The organism is Pseudomonas abieticivorans (assembly GCF_023509015.1).
Lineage (GTDB): Bacteria > Pseudomonadota > Gammaproteobacteria > Pseudomonadales > Pseudomonadaceae > Aquipseudomonas > Aquipseudomonas abieticivorans.
The window spans coordinates 1284258-1303677 of record NZ_CP094975.1; the positions used below are offsets into that span (position 1 = coordinate 1284258).

Annotated in this window: 15 protein-coding genes; 8 read left to right on the plus strand and 7 right to left on the minus strand. The window is 61.8% G+C overall.

Annotated elements, in window-relative coordinates:
* The first annotated feature begins 29 nt into the window (after nt 1-29).
* Entirely contained in the window at nt 30-1490 is a 1461-nt protein-coding gene (gene mltF, locus L9B60_RS05705; RefSeq protein WP_249677102.1) for a membrane-bound lytic murein transglycosylase MltF, read from the plus strand.
* A gap of 94 nt (nt 1491-1584) precedes the next feature.
* On the opposite strand, the gene tadA is transcribed toward mltF, so the two are convergent.
* Together tadA and L9B60_RS05715 are read right to left on the minus strand one after the other, a co-directional pair.
* A complete protein-coding gene (gene tadA, locus L9B60_RS05710; protein WP_249677104.1) occupies nt 1585-2067 on the minus strand; it encodes a tRNA adenosine(34) deaminase TadA in 483 nt (160 codons plus the stop codon).
* Nucleotide 2068: 1 nt separating this feature from the next.
* Nucleotides 2069-3445 (minus strand): multicopper oxidase family protein, encoded by a 1377-nt coding sequence (locus L9B60_RS05715; RefSeq protein WP_249677106.1) that lies wholly within the window; start codon nt 3443-3445, stop codon nt 2069-2071.
* Nucleotides 3446-3612: 167 nt separating this feature from the next.
* Between L9B60_RS05715 and L9B60_RS05720 the strand changes: the two genes are divergently transcribed.
* Nucleotides 3613-6492 (plus strand): membrane-targeted effector domain-containing toxin, encoded by a 2880-nt coding sequence (locus L9B60_RS05720; RefSeq protein ID WP_249677109.1) that lies wholly within the window; start codon nt 3613-3615, stop codon nt 6490-6492.
* Between the two features lie 225 nt (nt 6493-6717).
* Nucleotides 6718-7005 (plus strand): hypothetical protein, encoded by a 288-nt coding sequence (locus L9B60_RS05725; RefSeq protein ID WP_249677111.1) that lies wholly within the window; start codon nt 6718-6720, stop codon nt 7003-7005.
* Between the two features lie 21 nt (nt 7006-7026).
* On the opposite strand, the gene L9B60_RS05730 is transcribed toward L9B60_RS05725, so the two are convergent.
* A complete protein-coding gene (locus L9B60_RS05730; RefSeq protein ID WP_249677113.1) occupies nt 7027-8640 on the minus strand; it encodes an ATP-binding response regulator in 1614 nt (537 codons plus the stop codon).
* A 98-nt stretch (nt 8641-8738) separates the two neighbouring features.
* On the opposite strand from L9B60_RS05730, the gene L9B60_RS05735 reads away from it, so the two are divergent.
* The gene (locus tag L9B60_RS05735) at nt 8739-9341 is read left to right on the plus strand and encodes a LuxR C-terminal-related transcriptional regulator (protein WP_249677115.1); all 603 of its coding nucleotides are present in this window, start codon (nt 8739-8741) and stop codon (nt 9339-9341) included.
* A gap of 81 nt (nt 9342-9422) precedes the next feature.
* Here the strand turns inward: L9B60_RS05735 and guaA are convergent, their stop codons facing one another.
* The 4 genes from guaA to L9B60_RS05755 all read right to left on the minus strand — a co-directional run bounded on the left by guaA (nt 9423) and on the right by L9B60_RS05755 (nt 14047).
* The gene (gene guaA / locus L9B60_RS05740) at nt 9423-11000 is read right to left on the minus strand and encodes a glutamine-hydrolyzing GMP synthase (protein ID WP_249677117.1); all 1578 of its coding nucleotides are present in this window, start codon (nt 10998-11000) and stop codon (nt 9423-9425) included.
* A gap of 105 nt (nt 11001-11105) precedes the next feature.
* Nucleotides 11106-12575, minus strand: coding sequence for an IMP dehydrogenase (gene guaB, locus L9B60_RS05745; RefSeq protein WP_249677119.1), 1470 nt, complete (start codon nt 12573-12575; stop codon nt 11106-11108).
* A gap of 94 nt (nt 12576-12669) precedes the next feature.
* Nucleotides 12670-13218, minus strand: a complete 549-nt coding sequence (locus tag L9B60_RS05750) for a sugar ABC transporter ATPase (RefSeq protein ID WP_249677121.1) — start codon at nt 13216-13218, stop codon at nt 12670-12672.
* A 58-nt stretch (nt 13219-13276) separates the two neighbouring features.
* Nucleotides 13277-14047 (minus strand): sulfite exporter TauE/SafE family protein, encoded by a 771-nt coding sequence (locus L9B60_RS05755; RefSeq protein WP_249677123.1) that lies wholly within the window; start codon nt 14045-14047, stop codon nt 13277-13279.
* A gap of 104 nt (nt 14048-14151) precedes the next feature.
* Between L9B60_RS05755 and L9B60_RS05760 the strand changes: the two genes are divergently transcribed.
* The 4 genes from L9B60_RS05760 (at nt 14152) to leuA (ending at nt 19381) form a co-directional block, all read left to right on the plus strand.
* Nucleotides 14152-15036, plus strand: a complete 885-nt coding sequence (locus L9B60_RS05760) for a LysR substrate-binding domain-containing protein (protein ID WP_249677125.1) — start codon at nt 14152-14154, stop codon at nt 15034-15036.
* Between the two features lie 120 nt (nt 15037-15156).
* Nucleotides 15157-16536, plus strand: a complete 1380-nt coding sequence (gene xseA, locus L9B60_RS05765; protein ID WP_249677127.1) for an exodeoxyribonuclease VII large subunit — start codon at nt 15157-15159, stop codon at nt 16534-16536.
* A 3-nt stretch (nt 16537-16539) separates the two neighbouring features.
* Nucleotides 16540-17361 carry a peptidoglycan DD-metalloendopeptidase family protein gene (locus tag L9B60_RS05770; RefSeq protein WP_249677129.1) on the plus strand — a complete coding sequence of 274 codons (822 nt, stop codon included), beginning with the start codon at nt 16540-16542 and terminating at the stop codon, nt 17359-17361.
* A 346-nt stretch (nt 17362-17707) separates the two neighbouring features.
* Nucleotides 17708-19381, plus strand: coding sequence for a 2-isopropylmalate synthase (gene leuA / locus L9B60_RS05775; protein ID WP_249677130.1), 1674 nt, complete (start codon nt 17708-17710; stop codon nt 19379-19381).
* Nucleotides 19382-19420 lie beyond the last annotated feature (39 nt).

The window sequence follows — 19420 nt, forward strand, 5'->3', positions numbered from 1 at the left end:
GACGAGGGTCCTTTGCGTATACTGCACCCATGTTCGCCCAGACTGCAGTACGCCTGCGCGGTGCCAAATGGCTTATCGCGACCAGTCTCTTCCTGATCCTCAATGGCTGTGTTGATAAACCCAGCACCCTTGAGAAAGTAAAGGAGGACGGCGTGCTGCGCGTGATTACCCGCAACAGCCCGGCCACCTACTTCCAGGACCGTAACGGCGAAACCGGTTTCGAGTACGAGCTGGTCAAGCGTTTCGCCGACGATCTGGGCGTGAAGCTTGAGATCGAGACCGCCGACAACCTGGACGACCTGTTCGGCCAGGTGGGCAAGCCCAACGGCCCAGTGCTGGCCGCGGCAGGCCTGGTCAGCAGCGACCAGCGCAAGCAGCAGGTGCGCTTCTCGCACCCCTACCTTGAAGTCACCCCCCAGGTCATCTACCGCAACGGCCAGGCAAGACCTACCGATGCGTCGGACCTGGTGGGCAAGCACATCATGGTGCTCAAGGGCAGCACCCATGCCGAACAATTGGCACAACTTAAAAAGCAGTATCCCGGCATTCAATACGAAGAGTCTGACGCGGTTGAAGTCGTCGACCTACTGCGCATGGTCGATGAAGGTCAGATCGACCTGACCCTGGTCGACTCCAACGAAGTGTCGATGAACCAAGTGTATTTCCCTAATGTACGGGTGGCCTTCGATTTGGGCGATGCCCGTGACCAGCGTTGGGCCGTGGCCGCCGGGGAAGACAACAGCCTGCTCAACGAGATCAACGGCTTTATCGACAAGGTGCAGAAGAACGGCACCCTGCAACGCCTGAAAGACCGTTATTACGGCCATGTCGACGTATTGGGCTACGTGGGTGCGTACACCTTCGCCCAGCACCTGCAGCAGCGCCTGCCAAAATTCGAAAAGAACTTCCATGCCTCGGCCAAAACCGAACAACTGGACTGGCGCCTGCTGGCCGCCATCGGCTATCAGGAGTCCATGTGGCAGGCCGACGTCACCTCCAAGACCGGCGTGCGCGGCCTGATGATGCTGACCCAGAACACCGCCCAGGCCATGGGCGTGTCCAACCGCCTGGACCCCAAGCAGAGCATCAGCGGCGGCGCCAAGTACTTCGCCTACGTGCGTGACCAGCTCGACGACAAGATCGCCGAGCCCGACCGCACCTGGTTCGCCCTGGCCGCCTACAACGTGGGCAGCGGCCACCTGGACGATGCGCGCAAGTTGGCCGAGAACGAAGGCCTGAACCCGAACAAGTGGCTGGACGTGAAAAAGATGCTGCCGCGCCTGGCCCAGAAGCAGTGGTACCGCAAGACCCGTTACGGCTATGCCCGTGGCGGCGAGCCGGTGCACTTCGTGGCCAACATCCGCCGCTATTACGACATCCTCACCTGGGTGACCCAGCCGCAGCTGGAAGGCAGCCAGGTGGCCGAGAGCAACCTGCACGTACCGGGCGTGGACAAGACCAAGCCCACCCAGGAAACCCCGCCACTGTAAATGTGCGGGGCTCTGTTCGCGGATGAATCCCTTCCTACGCGCGCGTAACGTTTACGTAGGAGCCGATTGATCCGCGAAAAAGCCACCGCCACTCTCAAACCTTGGCGCGGCGGGCCCGGAAAAACTCACTCAGGAGGGTGCTGCATTCCTGCGCCAGCACCCCGCCCTCGATCAGCACGCGGTGGTTGAGAAACCCCTGAGCAAAGAACTGCCCCTGGCTTTGCGCCACGCCCGCCTTGGGCTCTACCGCCCCATACACCACACGGCTCACCCGCGAGTGCACGATCAGCCCTGCGCACATGCTGCACGGCTCCAGGGTCACGTACAGCGTGCTGCCCGGCAACCGGTAATTGCTCAAAGCCTGGGCTGCGGCGCGGATGGCCACCATCTCGGCATGGGCGCTGGGGTCGCTGCCGCTGATCGGGCAATTGAAGCCACGGCCAATGATTTCACCGTTGTGCACGAGCACCGCGCCCACCGGCACTTCGCCCAGCGCCGCGCCTTGAGCGGCCAACGCCAGAGCTTCGCGCATGAATTGCTGATCGCGGCTGCGATCGATGATTTGTGGTTGGCGCATCTCAAGCCACCTCGATCGCGGCCATCAGCCCGGTTTCCATGTGGTCGATCACGTGGCAATGGAACATCCACACCCCCGGATTATCCGCCACCAGTGCCACCTGCGCCCGCTCGTTCTTGCCCAACAGGTAGGTGTCGGTGAAGTACGGGATGATCTCGCGACGGTTGGACGCAATCACCTTGAAGCTCATGCCATGCAAATGGATCGGGTGCTGATACTGGGTCATGTTCTTCAATTCGAAAATATAGCTGTTGCCCTTTTTCAGCGTGGCAATCGGCCGGTCGGCGCAGGTCTTGTCGGTGATGTCCCAGGCCTTGCCGTTGATCTGCCACAAGCTGGGCGGGCGCTCGGGGTCGGTGTTCACCGACACCGAGCCCACCCACTCGAAATTGAAGTTGAGCCTCTCGGCATTGGCCAGGTCCGGTTCGGCCACCGGGTTGGCGGGCAAGGCTTTCGGCCAGTCGGTGGCGCTGCCGGTGCTGGCCACCGAACGCAGGGTGCCCAGGCGCACCGGGCCGTCACGTACGGCAATCTCCGAGCCGGCGGCTGGCATTTTTATCGCCAGGCACACGCGCATGCCCGGGCCCAGCCAGTAGTCCTTGCCAAAGTCGCGCGGCTCGATGGGGTTGCCGTCCAGTGCATACAGGCGCATCTGGGCATCGCCGCGAAAATTCAAACGGTACGTGGCAGTGTTATCCAGGTTAAGCAAGCGCACCCGCACAATCTGCCCGGCCGGCAGGTCGACGGTGGCCTGCGGCACACCATTGATCGTCGAAAGCCGCCCCAGCGTGCCGTTACGGGCTGCCTCGCGAGGGATGCTGAACGGCACAAAGGCGCCCTCCTCGTCCACGTGCCAGTTCTTCAGGCTCAGCGTGGCCTCATGGGCGAACCCGGTCGGTTCGCGCTCCTCGACGATCAACGGCCCCACCAGCCCGCGGCCCAGCTCTTCGCTGCTGGCCACATGGGGGTGGTACCAATAACTGCCGGCGTCCGGCACGCGGAACTTATAGTCAAAGTACTCGCCCGGCAGCACCGGCAACTGCGACACGTAGGGCACCCCGTCCATTTCCAGCGGCAGGCGGATGCCATGCCAATGGATGGTGGTGGGCACCGGCAGGTGGTTGATGAAGCGCACCCGCAACCACTCGCCCTGGCGCACCCGCAGCTCGGTACCCGGCGCCGAAGCGCCAAAGGCCCAGGCGGGCGTCTTGTGCCCGCTGACCAGCTCGACATCCAAGGGCGCTGCGATCAACTCGTAGTCACTCCCGGCCTGATCGTCACGCCGGCCCAACCAATACCTCGCCGTGCCCCCGGCACCCAGGCCCACGACAGCAAGGCCGGTGAGGCCAGTGAGGATTTGACGGCGGGTAAAGGACATGACAGCAACAACCTCGAAAACGGCGTACTAACGGGGCGCACACGATACACCTGCGAGTGAGAAAGTTTAAGACTGGAAACATTTTGAAAAGGCCACCCTGCATAACTACCACAGGCCTTCCCTGCGCTTTGAAACGATGGGTCTTCACTCACTAAGGGTTAAAGACCATGCACCCATCATCACCGCTAGACGACGCACAAGCCCTGCGCACCCTCGCCCGCCAACTGGTCAGCAACTGCCCCGACATGCGCCAGGTGGCCCGCGAGATCGCTCAGGGGTTGATCAAGAAACATACCGGCCTGGCGTTGGAACCCGACAACGTGTGGTGGCACCTCTGGGACAACACTCAGGGCAGCCCTCGCACTTACAACGGCTGGGTGCATGATGATCGGCCGATTCAGTCGCTGACCTTCCCGCAACTGGTGGTCCACCGCTTCGCCAGCAACTTCCAGGAGAATCCGGACGCCCTGCAAGAGCACGGTGGCTTCTACCAGGCAGGTCCCTGGGCATCGATCTATGACCAAAGCAATGAAGTGCGGATCCTGCCGCAACAGATCCTCAAGGACTTCTGGGCCATCGACTTTCGCTGGTACTACGAAAACAAACTCAATCAATACTGGGAGCACCATGCCCGCGACTTCCGCACGCTGGCCAAGGCACGCTACCTGGCCAGCGCCCTGGCCGATCGCCAGGCGCTGCGTATTTCCGATGATCATTTCCAGACCCTGGTGCGTGCCGTCGCCGGCAACGTGAGCTGGCCGGTAGACCTGGCCACGCTTGAAGCCGACCATCACCCCCAGCCCGGGCTTGCGGTGTACCCGTTCGACATCAGCGGTATCGTTTCCAGCGACATCCTGCGCATCGTCGAAACCAATGGCCGCCAATACCTCTACGTACCCGGCGAGCTCAATGCCTTCCACGTATTCGAAACGCCCTATGACCTACTGTGGTGGGTGCTGGGCGAAACCAACATGGCGGAAAACCGCGCACGCTTCATGTCGCACTTTTGCGTCAGCGACCAACAACAAGGCAGCACCACCGGCCTCAATCACCTGCTGGACGTGCTGGTCTATCATCTGGGCGCCCACCACAGCAGCGTCTTCAACCAGGTCACCACCCCCATCACCCAAGACCCATTCACCTTCCTGCAGCAAGCCGCCAAGGCGCGCATGCACAACGACGCTGCGCTGCTGCTGCCCACCAATGGCGAGTACCGCAAGATCATGTGGATTGGCTACCTGGGCGCGGCATCCAAGGTGTTCAGCCCGATCGCCGCAGTGGACTGGCCGGTGGCGCTGGCGTTGGTAGGCGCGGGTATCGCCGGCATGGGCTTGAACATCGACCAGTCGATCAATGGCCGTACCACAGCCCTGCGCGAGAAGGGCGTGGTGGGGGCAATCTTCAGCGCCATCGACATCCTGTTCAACGCCACGATGCTGGGGGGGCCGCTTGCCGAGGCATTCCAGGGCATCAAGGCGATAGAGCCGGCACAGGCCATTGCCGAGGTGGAACGCGCATTGCCCAGCGTGCTGCGCAGCAGCGATACGCCAGCGCTGTTGCGGTCCATGGAAAGCAACGAAGTACTCAAGGACACGGCCAGCACAGCCGAAGGCCACATGAAGGGCGTACAGGTGAATGGCCGCGGCGAAATGTTCATCGAGATCGCCGATCTACCCTATTGCGTGCGCTATGTGAGCGAGTTGAAAACCTGGGTAGTCATCGACCCGGCCAATCCGTTTTCTTTCTACAAGAACGTTCCGGTCAAGTTGAACGATGCGGGCCTGTGGGAGCCGCTCAAGGCGGGCGGGCTACGCGGTGGCGGCGGCATCTTTGGCAAGAAACCGTGGGGCCGCGCCGTAGCCCCGGCCCAGGAAGTACGTACCCCGACGTATCGCTATGACACCCCACAGGCGCTGCGCGGCAAACTGCGCAATGCGGCCAATGGGCATGACAACAAAATGCTGCAAGGCTGGGCCAATATTCGCGATGAAGAAGAAAACGAGGCGTTCGTGCAGTTGCGTGCACTGCGCGATAAATTACAAGTAGAGGCCGAACACTACTTCGAGCATGTGGCCCTCCCCTCGCGCCCGACCATCGTCGACCTGGACCCTATCACCCAGGAAAAATACTTTTTGAAAGAGCACCTGGACCGCGCACCCGGCCTGGTGATTGGCGAAAGCCATGCCAGCATCGGCAGCAAAAAACTGCTGATCGACAACATGGCATTGCTGGCCCGCGAAGACGTGCGCACCCTGTACATGGAACACCTGCTGACCGACTTCCATCAGGCCGACCTGGACGCCTTCGCCCGCACCGGTGAGCTCAACCCTGCGCTGGAACAGTACCTGGACGACCTGGACAAGGGCTTTCACACCGACCCCAGCGGGCAGTTCACTTTCAAGGAACTGGTAAGGGTGGCCAACCAGCACCATATCCGCATCCAGGCCATCGACTGCCTGGCCAGCTACCGCCTCAGCGGCATGAATGACACCACCGGCAACCTGCGGCAAAAGATGATGAACTACGTTGCCCAGTCCGTGATCAAGGGCACCCAGCGCATCCGTGATGGCGGCAAGTGGGTCGCGTTGATGGGCAACACCCACGCCAACACGTTCGCCGGCGTACCAGGGGTGTCGGAGCTGGAAGGTGCCATCGGTATTCGCGTCGAAGACGTGCCCAGCACCCAAGGCCGAGGCCTGCGCCCCGACCCGGGCTTGCACGTGGAAAAACATGTACTTGATCCCGGCGGCGACGTGAAGTGCGACCTGCTGTACCAGATGCAGACCCTGGCAGACCACCCCGCCACCATTCGCCTGGAAAACAAGCTCATACGCCCGGGCATGTTCGCAGTCGACAACAGCACCCAGCCGCCCCAGATCGTTCATCGCACCGGCGACAACACCCTTGCCTTCACGCCCATCCACACCGAAGCCAACTTCGTGTATATCCAGCGCCCACGCTGGACCTACATCAATGACCGGCGCTTCGAAAGCCTGCGCGAACTGATCACCGCGATGAAAGTGATCGGCATGACACACATGGAGTAATCCGCACCGCCAACCACTGTCGAAGGCTGCCTGCCTCAGCGGTGACGGGCAGGCGGCAATGGGCCATTAGCACATCTGCCCTAATTGATCCCTGGGCGCCTTCGACATTAAATCTGCGGGCAAAAAGAGGGGGCTCCGCCTGAGCATCTGCACGCCACCCCCACGCAAGAACGCCACCACACCCTCAAGAATAGAGGGAAGCGCAAACCAACCAAGAAGGTTCCCATGAAACAACTTCGCACGCCCCTCACGCTCACTCTGTTCAGCGCCCTGGTACTCGGCCTGGGCGGATGCCAAGTGGTCAAGCCCTCGGAAAACGACCTCAAGAGCCGAGCCCAGACCAGTATTGGCAAGCCTGTGAGCAAAATTTCCAACGTACGCAACGACAGCAGCACCACCTACTTCACGGCCAACACGGGCAGCGCCGAGTACGCCTGCGAACTGCCTAGCGGCGCCATGGTCGCATTGGGTTCAATGGGCATGGGCATGGGCGCCCAATGCACCAAGCAATAAGCCTGCAAGCCTGCCCACGCGTCAACGGCTCATAGCCGCACGGCCAAGCTCGCGCAAACTAGAGCGCAGTTCAGCCGGGTGCACAGGCTTGGAAAGGATGGCGATCTGACGGTCTTGCAACTGCGCCTGGATAGCTAGCACGTCATGCCCGGTGAGTATCAGCGCCGGCACCGCCCAGCCACGCTGCTGGCGCAACTGATCGATGCACTCGATGCCGGTGGCGTGGTTGCCCAGGTCATGGTCAGCGATGATTACATCGCAATCGCTGGCCAGGCCAAGGCCATTTGACTCGGCCTGCACCGAGCAGCCCCAGCGCTCCAGCAACGCTTGGGTTGCCAGCAGCACGTTGTGATCATCCTCCACCAGGCAGACCTTCAACCCGGTGAGCAGCCCAGTCTGGTGCACTCCCTCACCAACGCATGCTTGTCGGGGCGCTAACGCCTGCGGCAAGCCAGAGAGGCAAACAGAGGTGCCATGGCCCACCCGCGAACGAATAGCCACTTGCACGGCCATCAATTCCCCCAAGCGCTTGACGATCGACAGGCCCAGGCCCACGCCTTCAACGTCCTTGTCGCGCCGTTGACGTACCCGATAGAACTCTTCGAATACGCTTGAAAGGTGCTCTGGCGCGATCCCTTTCCCCTGATCGTGTACCACGATCACCAGAGCATCGCCACGCTTGCGCACACCGATCAGCACCGGCCGCTGGGCGCCGTACTTCAAGCAATTGGACAGGATGTTCTGAACCATGGTGCGCAGCAGCGCCGGGTCTGCGCGAACCCAGTGGCTGCAAGGCCGCAAGCGCAACGCTACACCGGCCCAGCGCGCCGCCTCGGCATTCTGGCGCACAAGGTCGGCCAAAAAGCGCCCCAGGTGCAGGGTCTGATAACTGGGCAGTACCCGGCCATTGTCCAGCGTGTACAGGTCCAGGATCGAATGGAACAGCTGCGAAACGTTAAGCAGCGAGCGGTCGATGCTGTCCACCAGGCGCCGCTCGTCTTGCCCCAGGCGTGCTTCGCGCAGGCAGGCAGTGAACAGGCCTATGGAGTGAATCGGCTGACGCAGGTCATGGCTGGCCTGGGCCAGGAAGCGGGATTTTTCCAGGTTGGCGGCGATTGCCTCCTCAGAGGCCTTGCGGGTGCGCTCCAACAGCAGGTGGGCGTATACCGGGATCACCGTGCTGGTAATCATCAGCATCAGCACCATGAACGGGTGCGCCTGCCAATACGGTGTCAGCCGGTAGATGATCAACAGCGCCAGCAATGCCAGGCCCGTGGCAATCGCCAGGTAGCGCGAGCCAAAGCGCATGCCGTTGCCCAGGTTCACCCAGACCATCACTGCGTACAGCGGCAACGCGGCCTCACCGCCCACCACCAGGCCGAACGAGGTGCCCGTGTAGTCGTGGATCATGCCCAGCACTCGGCGCGCCGAATAATGCCCGGGCCACCTGGCGATCACCTGGCGAAAACCGATGGAGGCCAGCAGGAACACGGCGATATAAACAATCACCGGCAGGTAGGTGCGCACCTCGTGCCCCGGCAGAAAACCCAGCACGCAGATATAGGCCAAGGCACAGGCGGCCACGATGACGCGCAAGTTGGCCTGGTCCAGTTCGCTGTTTTTCTCCAAGCTCATGGGAAAACATCCTTGGTATCAATAGATCCATCACGCGCCACCCGGCGCGGCAGTAAAATAACATGCCTTGAAAAAGTCGCGCCCAGGGAGGGCTCGCCATGCCGTGCAGGATCATAGTCGCCGACGATCACCCGCTGTTTCGCGAAGCCCTGGTGCACACCGTGCAACGGCTGCTGCCCGAAGCGTCGATAGAGCAAGCAGGCGACCTGGAGACCGTGCGAACGCAGTTACTGACCGGCACGGAGGTCGACACGCTGATCCTCGACCTGCGCTTTCCTGGCCTGACCTGCATGAGCCAACTCAGCGACTTGCGCCAGCAACTGCGGCGCACCACCTTGATCGTGGTGTCGATGGTCGATGACCCCGCCTTGATCGATCAGCTCATGCAACTGGGGATCGACGGTTTTATCGGCAAAAACATCGCCCCGGACGACATCGGCCAGGCGCTGCTGGCGATCCGCGCCGGCGAGGTGCTGGTCAAGTATGCCGCGTCAGGCTTGCTGCCGCTGGAAACCCACCCGCTCACGGCCCGCCAGCACGCCATCCTGCGCCTGATCGCCCAAGGCAAGACCAACAAGGAAATCGCCCGGGAGCTGAATATCTCGCCCTTTACCGTGCGCATCCATGTGTCGTCGCTGCTGCGCAGCTTGGGTGTACCGTCACGGGCCGCGGCCGCTGCCAAGTATTCGGGGGTGGGGTGAGCGGGCACAAAAAAGCCCGCAGTTACGCGGGCTTCTGGGTACATCCATCACGCTCGGTGCCGGCCTAGGCCAGGCGCCCAATCATTCCCACTCAATCGTCGCTGGCGGCTTGCTCGACACGTCGTACGTCACCCGCGAAATGCCTTCGATCTCGTTGATGATCCGGCCGCTGACGGTTTCCAGCAGCTCGTAAGGCAGGTGCGCCCAACGTGCGGTCATGAAGTCGATGGTTTCCACTGCACGCAGTGCCACGACCCAGGCGTAACGACGGCCGTCGCCGACCACGCCGACCGATTTAACTGGCTGGAACACCACGAAGGCCTGGCTGACCTTGTGGTACCAGTCGGCCTTGCGCAGCTCTTCGATGAAGATGTGGTCGGCGCGACGCAGCAGGTCGGCGTACTCCTTCTTCACTTCACCCAGGATGCGCACGCCCAGGCCCGGGCCTGGGAATGGGTGGCGGTAGACCATGTCGTACGGCAGGCCCAGTTCCAGGCCAAGGCGACGAACCTCATCCTTGAACAGTTCGCGCAGCGGCTCGACCAGTTTCAGGTTCATTTCTTCCGGCAGGCCGCCCACGTTGTGGTGCGACTTGATCACGTGGGCCTTGCCGCTCTTGGCGCCAGCCGACTCGATCACGTCCGGGTAGATGGTGCCCTGGGCCAGGTACTTGATGTTGTCCAGCTTGCAGGATTCGGCATCGAACACGTCGATGAAGGTGCGGCCGATGATCTTGCGCTTTTTCTCTGGGTCCGCTTCACCGGCCAGGTTACCGAGGAACTGCTCTTCGGCGTTGGCGCGGATCACTTTGACGCCCATGTTCTCGGCGAACATGGCCATCACTTGCTCGCCTTCGTGCAGGCGCAGCAAACCGTTGTCGACGAACACGCAGGTCAACTGGTCGCCGATGGCCTTGTGCAGCAAGGCCGCGACCACCGAGGAGTCCACGCCGCCCGACAAGCCCAGCAACACGTTGTCGGTACCGACCTGGGCACGGATGTTGGCAATGGCGTCTTCAGCGATTTTCGACGGGGTCCACAGCGCTTCGCAGCCACAGATGTCGAGGATGAAGCGCGACAGGATGCGACCGCCTTGCTTGGTGTGGGTCACTTCCGGGTGGAACTGCACGCCATAGTAGCCGCGCGCATCGTTCACCATGCCAGCGATCGGGCAGCTCGGGGTGCTGGCCAGCACGTGGAAGTCTTCCGGCATCTTGGTGACCTTGTCACCGTGGCTCATCCACACGTCCAGGCCCAGCACGCCATCGGCGTCCACGTGGTCTTCGATACCATCGAGCAGGCGGCTCTTGCCAACCACGTCGACGCGGGCGTAGCCGAATTCACGCAGCTCGGAACCTTCGACCTTGCCACCTAGCTGTTCAGCCATGGTCTGCATGCCGTAGCAGATGCCGAATACCGGCACGCCCAGGTCCCATACAGCTTGCGGCGCGCGCGGGCTGTTGGCTTCGTGGACGGACTCGGGGCCGCCGGCGAGGATGATCCCGCGCGGGGCGAATTCGCGAATCGCTTCGTCGTCCATGTCGAAGGGGTGCAGTTCGCAATACACGCCGATTTCGCGCACGCGGCGGGCGATCAGCTGGGTGTACTGGGAGCCGAAGTCCAGGATCAGGATTCGGTGAGCATGAATGTCGAGGGCCATGACTATTTCTCGTCAGTGGTAATCGGAAACAACACGGGGCTGCCATGAACAGCCCCGCCTTAAATTCAATCTCGCCGCCAGGCACAGGCCCGGCGGCGACAACTATCAACCTACGCGATAGTTAGGCGCTTCCTTGGTGATCTGCACGTCGTGGACGTGAGATTCGGCCATGCCGGCGCCGGTGATGCGGACGAACTCAGGCTTGGTGCGCATCTCTTCGATGTCGGCACTGCCGGTGTAGCCCATCGAGGAGCGCAGGCCACCCATCAGTTGATGGATGATCGCGGCCAGGGAGCCCTTGTACGGCACACGGCCTTCGATGCCTTCCGGCACGAGCTTCTCGGCACCGGCCGAGGAGTCCTGGAAGTAGCGGTCCGAAGAACCCTGGGCCTGGGACATGGCGCCCAGCGAACCCATGCCGCGGTACGCCTTGTAGGAACGGCCCTGGAACAGCTCGATCTCGCCTGGTGCCTCTTCGGTACCGGCAAACATCGACCCCATCATCACGCACGAGGCGCCTGCGACGATGGCCTTGGACAGGTCACCGGAGAAGCGGATGCCGCCGTCGGCGATCAACGGGATACCCGTGCCTTCCAGCGCTGCAGCCACGTTGGCGATGGCGCTGATTTGCGGCACGCCGACACCGGCGACGATACGGGTGGTGCAGATCGAGCCCGGGCCGATGCCGACCTTGACCGCGTCAGCGCCGGCTTCGGCCAGGGCCTTGGCGGCAGCGCCGGTGGCGATGTTGCCGCCGATCACCTGCACTTGCGGGAAGTTCTCTTTGACCCAACGAACGCGATCGATAACGCCCTTGGAGTGACCGTGGGCGGTATCGACCACCACCACGTCAACGCCAGCAGCAACCAGGGCGGCTACGCGCTCGCCGGTGTCTTTGCCGGTACCCACCGCAGCACCAACGCGCAGGCGAGCCTGGTCGTCCTTGCTGGCCAATGGGTAAGCCTTGGCTTTTTCGATGTCCTTGACGGTCATCATGCCCTTGAGCTGGAACTTGTCGTCCACGATCAGGACTTTTTCCAGGCGGTGCTTGTGCAGCAGCTCGCGCACTTCCAGCTTGTCAGCGCCTTCGCGCACGGTGACCAGGCGCTCTTTAGGCGTCATCACTTCGCGGACGGTGGCTTCCAGGCGGGTTTCGAAACGCACGTCACGGGAGGTGACGATGCCGACCAGGTCGCCATCGTGCAGCACCGGTACGCCGGAGATGTTGTGCAGGCGGGTCAGTTCGAACAGGTCACGAACCGTGGCGTCAGCCTCGATGGTGATCGGGTCCTTGACCACGCCGGCCTCGAACTTCTTGACCTTGCGCACTTCGGCAGCTTGCTGCTCGATGGTCATGTTCTTGTGGATGATGCCGATGCCACCTTCCTGCGCCATTGCAATGGCCAGGCGGGCTTCGGTCACGGTGTCCATGGCGGCGGAAACCAGCGGAATATTCAGTTCAATGCCACGGGTCAAACGAGTCTTGAGGCTGACTTCGTTAGGGAGAACCTCGGAGTAACCGGGCACTAAAAGAATGTCGTCGAAGGTCAGAGCTTCTTGGCTGATACGCAGCATCGCGGGGGCTCCCGAGCGGGAAAAATGGAAGCGCGCCATTATATACATACAACCCCGGTTGCTCAATGTAAAGATCAGCCAATCGCACCAGCGGTTACAGGTCGACCCGAACCAGGCGCACCTTCTGATCCAGACGTTCGGCGAAGTCTTTCAAAAAAGACCCCTTGAACTGCGCGTCTGCCCAATCATTGAAGATGAAACCCAGATTGGAAAAAGCGCATGGCTGCAGAAAAATAAAACCGTTGATGTCATCTTCGTGGCGGCATTCCGGGCACATGAAATTATCGCTGTGGCCGGGCATCCAGTCCTCCAGGCTGTCGAACAACGCCTCGCCGATTTCGCGGCGGCACGCGGGGCAGCCGGCCTCTTCCTTAAAGCCTGCGGTGGGGGTGAAGATGCAGCGTTTGATCACCACCTCCAGGCCATTGACCGGCTTGCCGTAGGGCAGCAGTTCGGGGCGCTCGACCACGTTGCGCGCGCCTTCGCCAATGGCGTAGGCCATGCCATTGCCGGTACGCCCACAGGTGGTGGCCTGCTGCTCGACAATGTTCTTTTGCACCAGCCAGCGCAAAATCAGCCGCGCCCGGCCTTCGTGGCCAGGAAAACTGGAGATCAGCGGCACAACGATGCTTTGGTTACTCATGGGGCGGCCCTGCGGCAGACGGTAAAAGCCGGGCAGCATAATCGCGTGGGGGCACAGGTCAAGCACTGAGGTAACGCGTGACCAGCGCCAGACCACTGGCCAACACCAGCCAGGTCACCAGGCGAACAAAGGCTTCGCGGGACATATTCAGTGTAATGCGCCGCGCCGTGGCCATGCCCAGTAGCATGGACGGCAGCAGACAAACGGCTAGCAACAACAGCGACAGGTCGGCGTACACCCCCGCCAGCAGGAACAGGCTCAAGCGCACCACGGTGCTGCAACTGATCAACGCACTTTGCGTGGCCCGCGCTTCTTCCTTTTTGGCCAGCCGCGCATTCAGGTAGATGGCATAGAGAAAACCACCGCTGCCAAACAGTGCACCAAACAGCCCGCCGGTGACGCCCATGGGTATCGCCCACAACGGGTTCAAGGTCGTGGGTTTGCGCTTCACCGCCAAGTTGTAGACGGCATAGGTGCTGATGAACAACCCCATCAACAGCATCAAAAGGTCGGAATGCAGGTTAAGCAGGAAGATCACCCCCAGTGTGCAGCCCACCGCCATGCACGGAAGTAATCGCAGCAACTCCTTGCGCGCCACCGCCTTGCGCGTCGGCAGCAAGTTGCCGAAGGCGGCGACAAAATCCAGCACCACCAGCAGCGGAATGATCCGCGACAGCGGCATGAACAGGATCAGCACCGGGCCTGCGATCAGCGCGGTGCCGAAGCCTGCGATGCCGAACACCACGTAGGCGGCGGCCACTCCCAGCAAGATGCATAGCCAGGCCAGCGGGGTGAAGGGCAGCTGTGCCCATAAGGTGGTCAGCGTCATGCAGGCGTACTCCTATCAACGGGTATGAAGAAACTTTAGCCAGTACGTAGTCATGCTGACTAATATGAGATAAACCCATTAGCCATCTCTTTACGGCATAGCTCATGATCTCCACTCGCCAATTGCGCTACTTCGTCGACATTGCCGATTGCGGCAGTTTCAGCGCCGCGGCCGAACGCCTGTTCATCGCCCAGTCGGCCTTGAGCCGACAGATCAAGGACCTGGAAACCCAGCTCGATACGCCGTTGTTTGAACGCACCGCCCGCCAGCCGCGTCTCACCGCAGCAGGCGAAGCCTTTTTGCCTCGTGCAAGGGCCATGCTGGTGGAGCTTGAGAAAGCCAGCATCATGGCCACGGAAATCGGCAAGGGGCAGCGCGGGGTACTTCGCCTGAGCCATTCGAGCACGGTGCCGCTGACCGGTTTTTTGCTGGAGCGGCTGAAGGCCTATTTGGGCGAAAACACCGGCGTGCGCATGGAGATCGCCCAGCAATCCTCCGAAGCGCAGTTGGAAGAACTGAGCGAACGGCGCTTGGACCTGGGCCTGCTTCGCCTACCCGTGTTGCGCCAGCGCGAGGGCATCGTCTTGCAGCCGCTGTTTGTCGAGCCGTTGCTGCTGGCGGTGGCAACTGAGCATCGGCTGGCCGGTTGCGCGCAGGTCAGCTTGAAGGCACTGGCCGACGAGCGCTTTATCTCCATCCCGCACCGCGAGCGTGGCGGGCTGAGTTACCTGTCGGCCGAGTTGTGCATGGCTGCGGGATTTTTCCCCAAGGCGGCGCAAGTGGTGTCGCGCAAGACCACGCAGTTGCAGTTGATTCAGGCGGGGTTCGGGATTGCGCTGCTGCCGGAGTCCATGTCAAGACTGGCGCCGCCGGGGGTGCGTTTGATTAAGCTGATGGAGGATTGCCAGAGCACCGTAGCGTTGGCTTTTAGGCAGGGTGATTCGGCATTGGTCGCAGAATGCGCCGCCCGATTCACGCCCCCCCTGTAGGAACGGATTTACCCGCGAAGGCCCCACCACTGTACAGCTGACACACCGAGGCGCATTTTTCGCGGATGAATCCGCTCCTACAGGTCGCCGGATGATGCCTATACCCTTATCATGCCCCCCATGATCAAAGACCCTTTCGAAAGACTCGGCCTGGACCGCGAGGTCCTCACCGTCAGCCAGCTCAACGGCCGCGCACGCGTGCTGCTTGAAGACGTGTTCAGCAATATCTGGGTGCAAGGCGAAATCTCTAACCTTGCCCGCCCGGCGTCTGGCCACGTGTATTTCACCTTGAAAGACAGCGGCGCCCAGGTGCGTTGCGCGCTGTTCCGGCAGAACGCCCAGCGCGTGCGCCAGGCGCTCAAGGACGGCTTGGCGGTGAAGGTGCGCGGCAAGGTCTCGCTGTTCGAGGGCCGTGGTGACTACCAACTGATTCTCGACACCGTGGAGCCGGCCGGTGACGGCGCGCTGCGCCTGGCGTTCGATGCGCTCAAGGACAAGCTTAGCGCCGAAGGCCTGTTCAGTGCCGAGCGCAAGGTGCCCCTGCCCGCCCACCCGCAGCGCATTGGCATCGTCAGTTCGCCCACCGGCGCGGTGATCCGCGACATCATCAGCGTGTTCCGCCGCCGTGCGCCGCAGGTCGAACTGACCTTGATCCCCACCGCCGTGCAAGGCCGCGAAGCCACCGCGCAAATCGTGCGCGCACTGAAGTTGGCAGACAGCGCAGGCTTTGATGCGATCATATTGGCCCGTGGCGGTGGTTCGCTGGAGGACCTGTGGTGCTTTAACGAAGAGGCCGTAGCCCGCGCCGTGGACGCTTGCATCACGCCGATCGTCAGCGCGGTGGGCCACGAGACCGACGTGTCGATCAGTGACTTCGTGGCCGACGTGCGCGCGCCTACGCCGTCGGCCGCCGCTGAGTTGCTGGCTCCCGACTCAAGCGACCTGCAACGGCGCCTGGAAAGCCTGCAACGACGCCTGCTGATGCGCATCCAGAACCGCCTGCTGCATGATCGCCTGCGCCTGGATGGCCTGACCAAACGCCTGCGCCACCCCGGTGAACGCTTGCGCCAGCAAGCCCAGCGCCTGGACGACCTGGACATGCGCATGCGCCGTGCGTTCGAGCAGCGCCTGAACCTGCGCCGCCATCGCTTGGCCCAGTTGGAAACCCGCCTGGCCGGGCAACACCCCGGCCGTGTGCTGGCACTGCTCAAGCAACGCATCGACACCCTGGCCGAACGGCTGCCGCGGGCCATGCGCGACAGCCTCAAGGCCCGCCGCCAGCAGTTGAACGCGCAGATGCAGACCTTGCACGTGGTCAGCCCCCTGGCCACCCTGGGCCGTGGCTACAGCATCCTGTTGGATGAGCGCGGCCAGGCCATCCGTAGCGCCGAACAGACCCGTACCGGCCAACGCCTGACTGCCCGCCTGGGCGAAGGCGAGCTGCACGTGCGGGTTGAAGACAACCACCTGACACCGGTCACCCTCTCTTTACTGGATTGATGCATGCCTCGCTTTTTATCTGCCCTGCTTCTGCTATGCCTGACTGCCAATGCCCACGCCGACAGTTACATCACCCGCCTGCTGAACAAGCCCGTGCCAGGGGGCGTGGCGGTGCTCGACCTGGGCTCGGGCAACGCGGCGCCCAAGGCGTTTTTCCAAGGCAAGCCGGTGATGGTGGTCAAGGAGCAGACGCAGTGGCGCGCCATCGTCGGCCTGCCGCTGAGCCTCAAGCCTGGCCCCGCGCAGGTCACCAGCGATGCGGGCAACGTCAACTTCACGGTGGGCAACAAAAAGTACCCCGAGCAGCACATCACCCTGAAAAACAACCGCATGGTCAACCCTAACCCGGACGACCTGAAGCGCATCGACTCGGAGCTGGCCATACAAACCACTGCCTACCGCACGTTCACCCCGGGCACCCCGAGCAACCTGCTGCTGGACAAGCCGGTGGACGGCCCGCTGTCGAGTCGCTTTGGCGTGCGCCGGTTTTTCAACGGTGAAGAGCGCAACCCCCACGCCGGCCTGGACTTTGCCGTGCCGTCAGGCACGCCGATCAAGACCCCGGCCAGCGGCAAGGTGATCCTGATGGGCAATTTCTTCTTCAATGGCAATACGGTGTTCGTCGACCATGGCCAAGGCTTTATCAGCATGTTCTGCCATTTGTCGCGTATTGACGTGAAGCTGGGGCAAATCGTGCCGCGCGGCACGGTGGTTGGGCGCGTGGGCCAGAGCGGGCGGGCCACGGGGCCGCATATGCATTGGAATATCAGCCTGAACGATGCGCGGGTGGATCCGGCGATTTTTATCAATGCGTTTCAGCCATAGGGCCGAGGGGGCTTTTTCGCGGATAAATCCGCTCCTACAGATTGCGCAGTCCAAACCGGTTGCGCAATTTTATTAAAACGCTCAATGAATTACTGCCACAAAATATCGTTTTACCTTTAACTTCGAGTATTTATCTCAAATATTTTACGATGCTTGCCATCTTTCACCCCAATGGTTAGGGTTGAAGGCATGAAAACTCTTCACACCCTCATTTTGCTTCGCCAACACCGCTGCCTAAGCTTGGTCAGTGCACGACTACCAAGCTGAATCGCGTCGCCTCGCCCTCTGAAACTCTTCGCATTACGGCAGGCCCTTTTCAAAGGCCGCACAACTAGGATTGCCCCTGATGACCATGCTCAAAGATCCGTCGAACAAGTACCGCGCCTTCGCCCAAGTGGATATTGCGGACCGTACCTGGCCGTCGAAGACCATCACCACCGCGCCCATCTGGTGCAGCTCGGACCTGCGTGACGGTAACCAGTCGCTGATCGAGCCGATGGACGCGGTCAAGAAGCTGCGTTTCTGGAAGACTTTGGTCGCTGTTGGCGTGAAAGAGATCGAAGCATCGTTCCCTTCTGCTTCGCAAACCGACTTCGACTTCGTGCGCACCCTGATCGAAGACGGCCACATCCCGGATGACACCACCATCCAGGTACTGACCCAAGCCCGTGAAGACTTGATCGCCCGCACCTTCGAGTCCCTCAAGGGCGCGAAGAAAGCCATCGTCCACCTGTATAACGCCACCTGCCCGGCTTTCCGCCGCATCGTCTTCAACCAGGACAAGCAAGGCGTGAAAGACATCGCGGTGAACGCGGCCAAGCTGTTCGTCAAATACGCAGCCCTTCAGCCAGAAACCCAGTGGACCTTCCAGTACTCGCCGGAAACCTTCAGCGCCACCGAGCTGGAGTTCGCCGTGGAGGTGTGTGACGCCGTGATCGAGGTGTGGAACCCGACGCCTGAGCACAAGGTGATCCTCAACCTGCCGGCCACCGTAGAAGTCTCCACCCCGAACATCTACGCCGACCAGATCGAATGGTTCGGCCGCCACGTGTCGCGCCGTGACAGCGTGCTGATCAGCCTGCACACCCACAACGACCGTGGCACCGGCGTTGCCGCCACCGAACTGGGCCTGATGGCCGGCGCCGACCGTGTCGAAGGCTGCCTGTTCGGCAACGGCGAGCGTACCGGCAACGTCGACCTGGTGACCCTGGCCCTGAACCTTTACACCCAGGGCATCCACCCTGAACTGGACTTCAGCGACATCGACGGCGTGCGCAAAGTGGTCGAGGAGTGCAACCAGATCCCGGTGCACCCACGCCACCCGTACGTGGGCGACCTGGTACACACCGCGTTCTCCGGCTCCCACCAGGATGCCATCCGCAAGGGCTTCACCCAGCAGAAAGACGACGCACGCTGGGAAGTGCCGTACTTGCCGATCGACCCGGCCGACATCGGCCGCAGCTACGAGGCGGTGATCCGCGTCAACAGCCAGTCGGGCAAAGGCGGCATCACCTACCTGCTCGAACAGGAATACGGCATCAGCCTGCCACGCCGCATGCAGATCGAATTCAGCCAAGTGGTACAAGGCGAGACCGACCGCCTGGGCCTGGAAATGACTGCGCAGCAGATCTACGCCTTGCTGCACAAGGAATACCTGCAAGCCAACGTGCCGTACGCACTGGTTAGCCACCGCCTGCAAGAAGAGAACGGCAACAGCAAGGTCGACGTGGAAGTGCACAACGACGGCGAAACCGCCCATTGGCACGGCAAGGGCAACGGCGCCTTGGAAGCCCTGGTGTCGGCACTGCCGATTGCCGTGGAAATCATGGACTACAACGAACACGCCATCGGCGCAGGCACCAACGCAAAAGCTGCGGCCTACATCGAACTGCGCGTGGCCGGTGGCAAGCCGGTGCATGGCGTGGGCGTGGATGAAAACATCACCACGGCAAGCTTCCGCGCGCTGTTCAGTGCGCTGAACCGGTCGTTGAGCCAGCAGGATGCGTCCAAGGCCGCGTAAGCCTTCGTCGCGTGAAGAAACCGGCCCTGATGGCCGGTT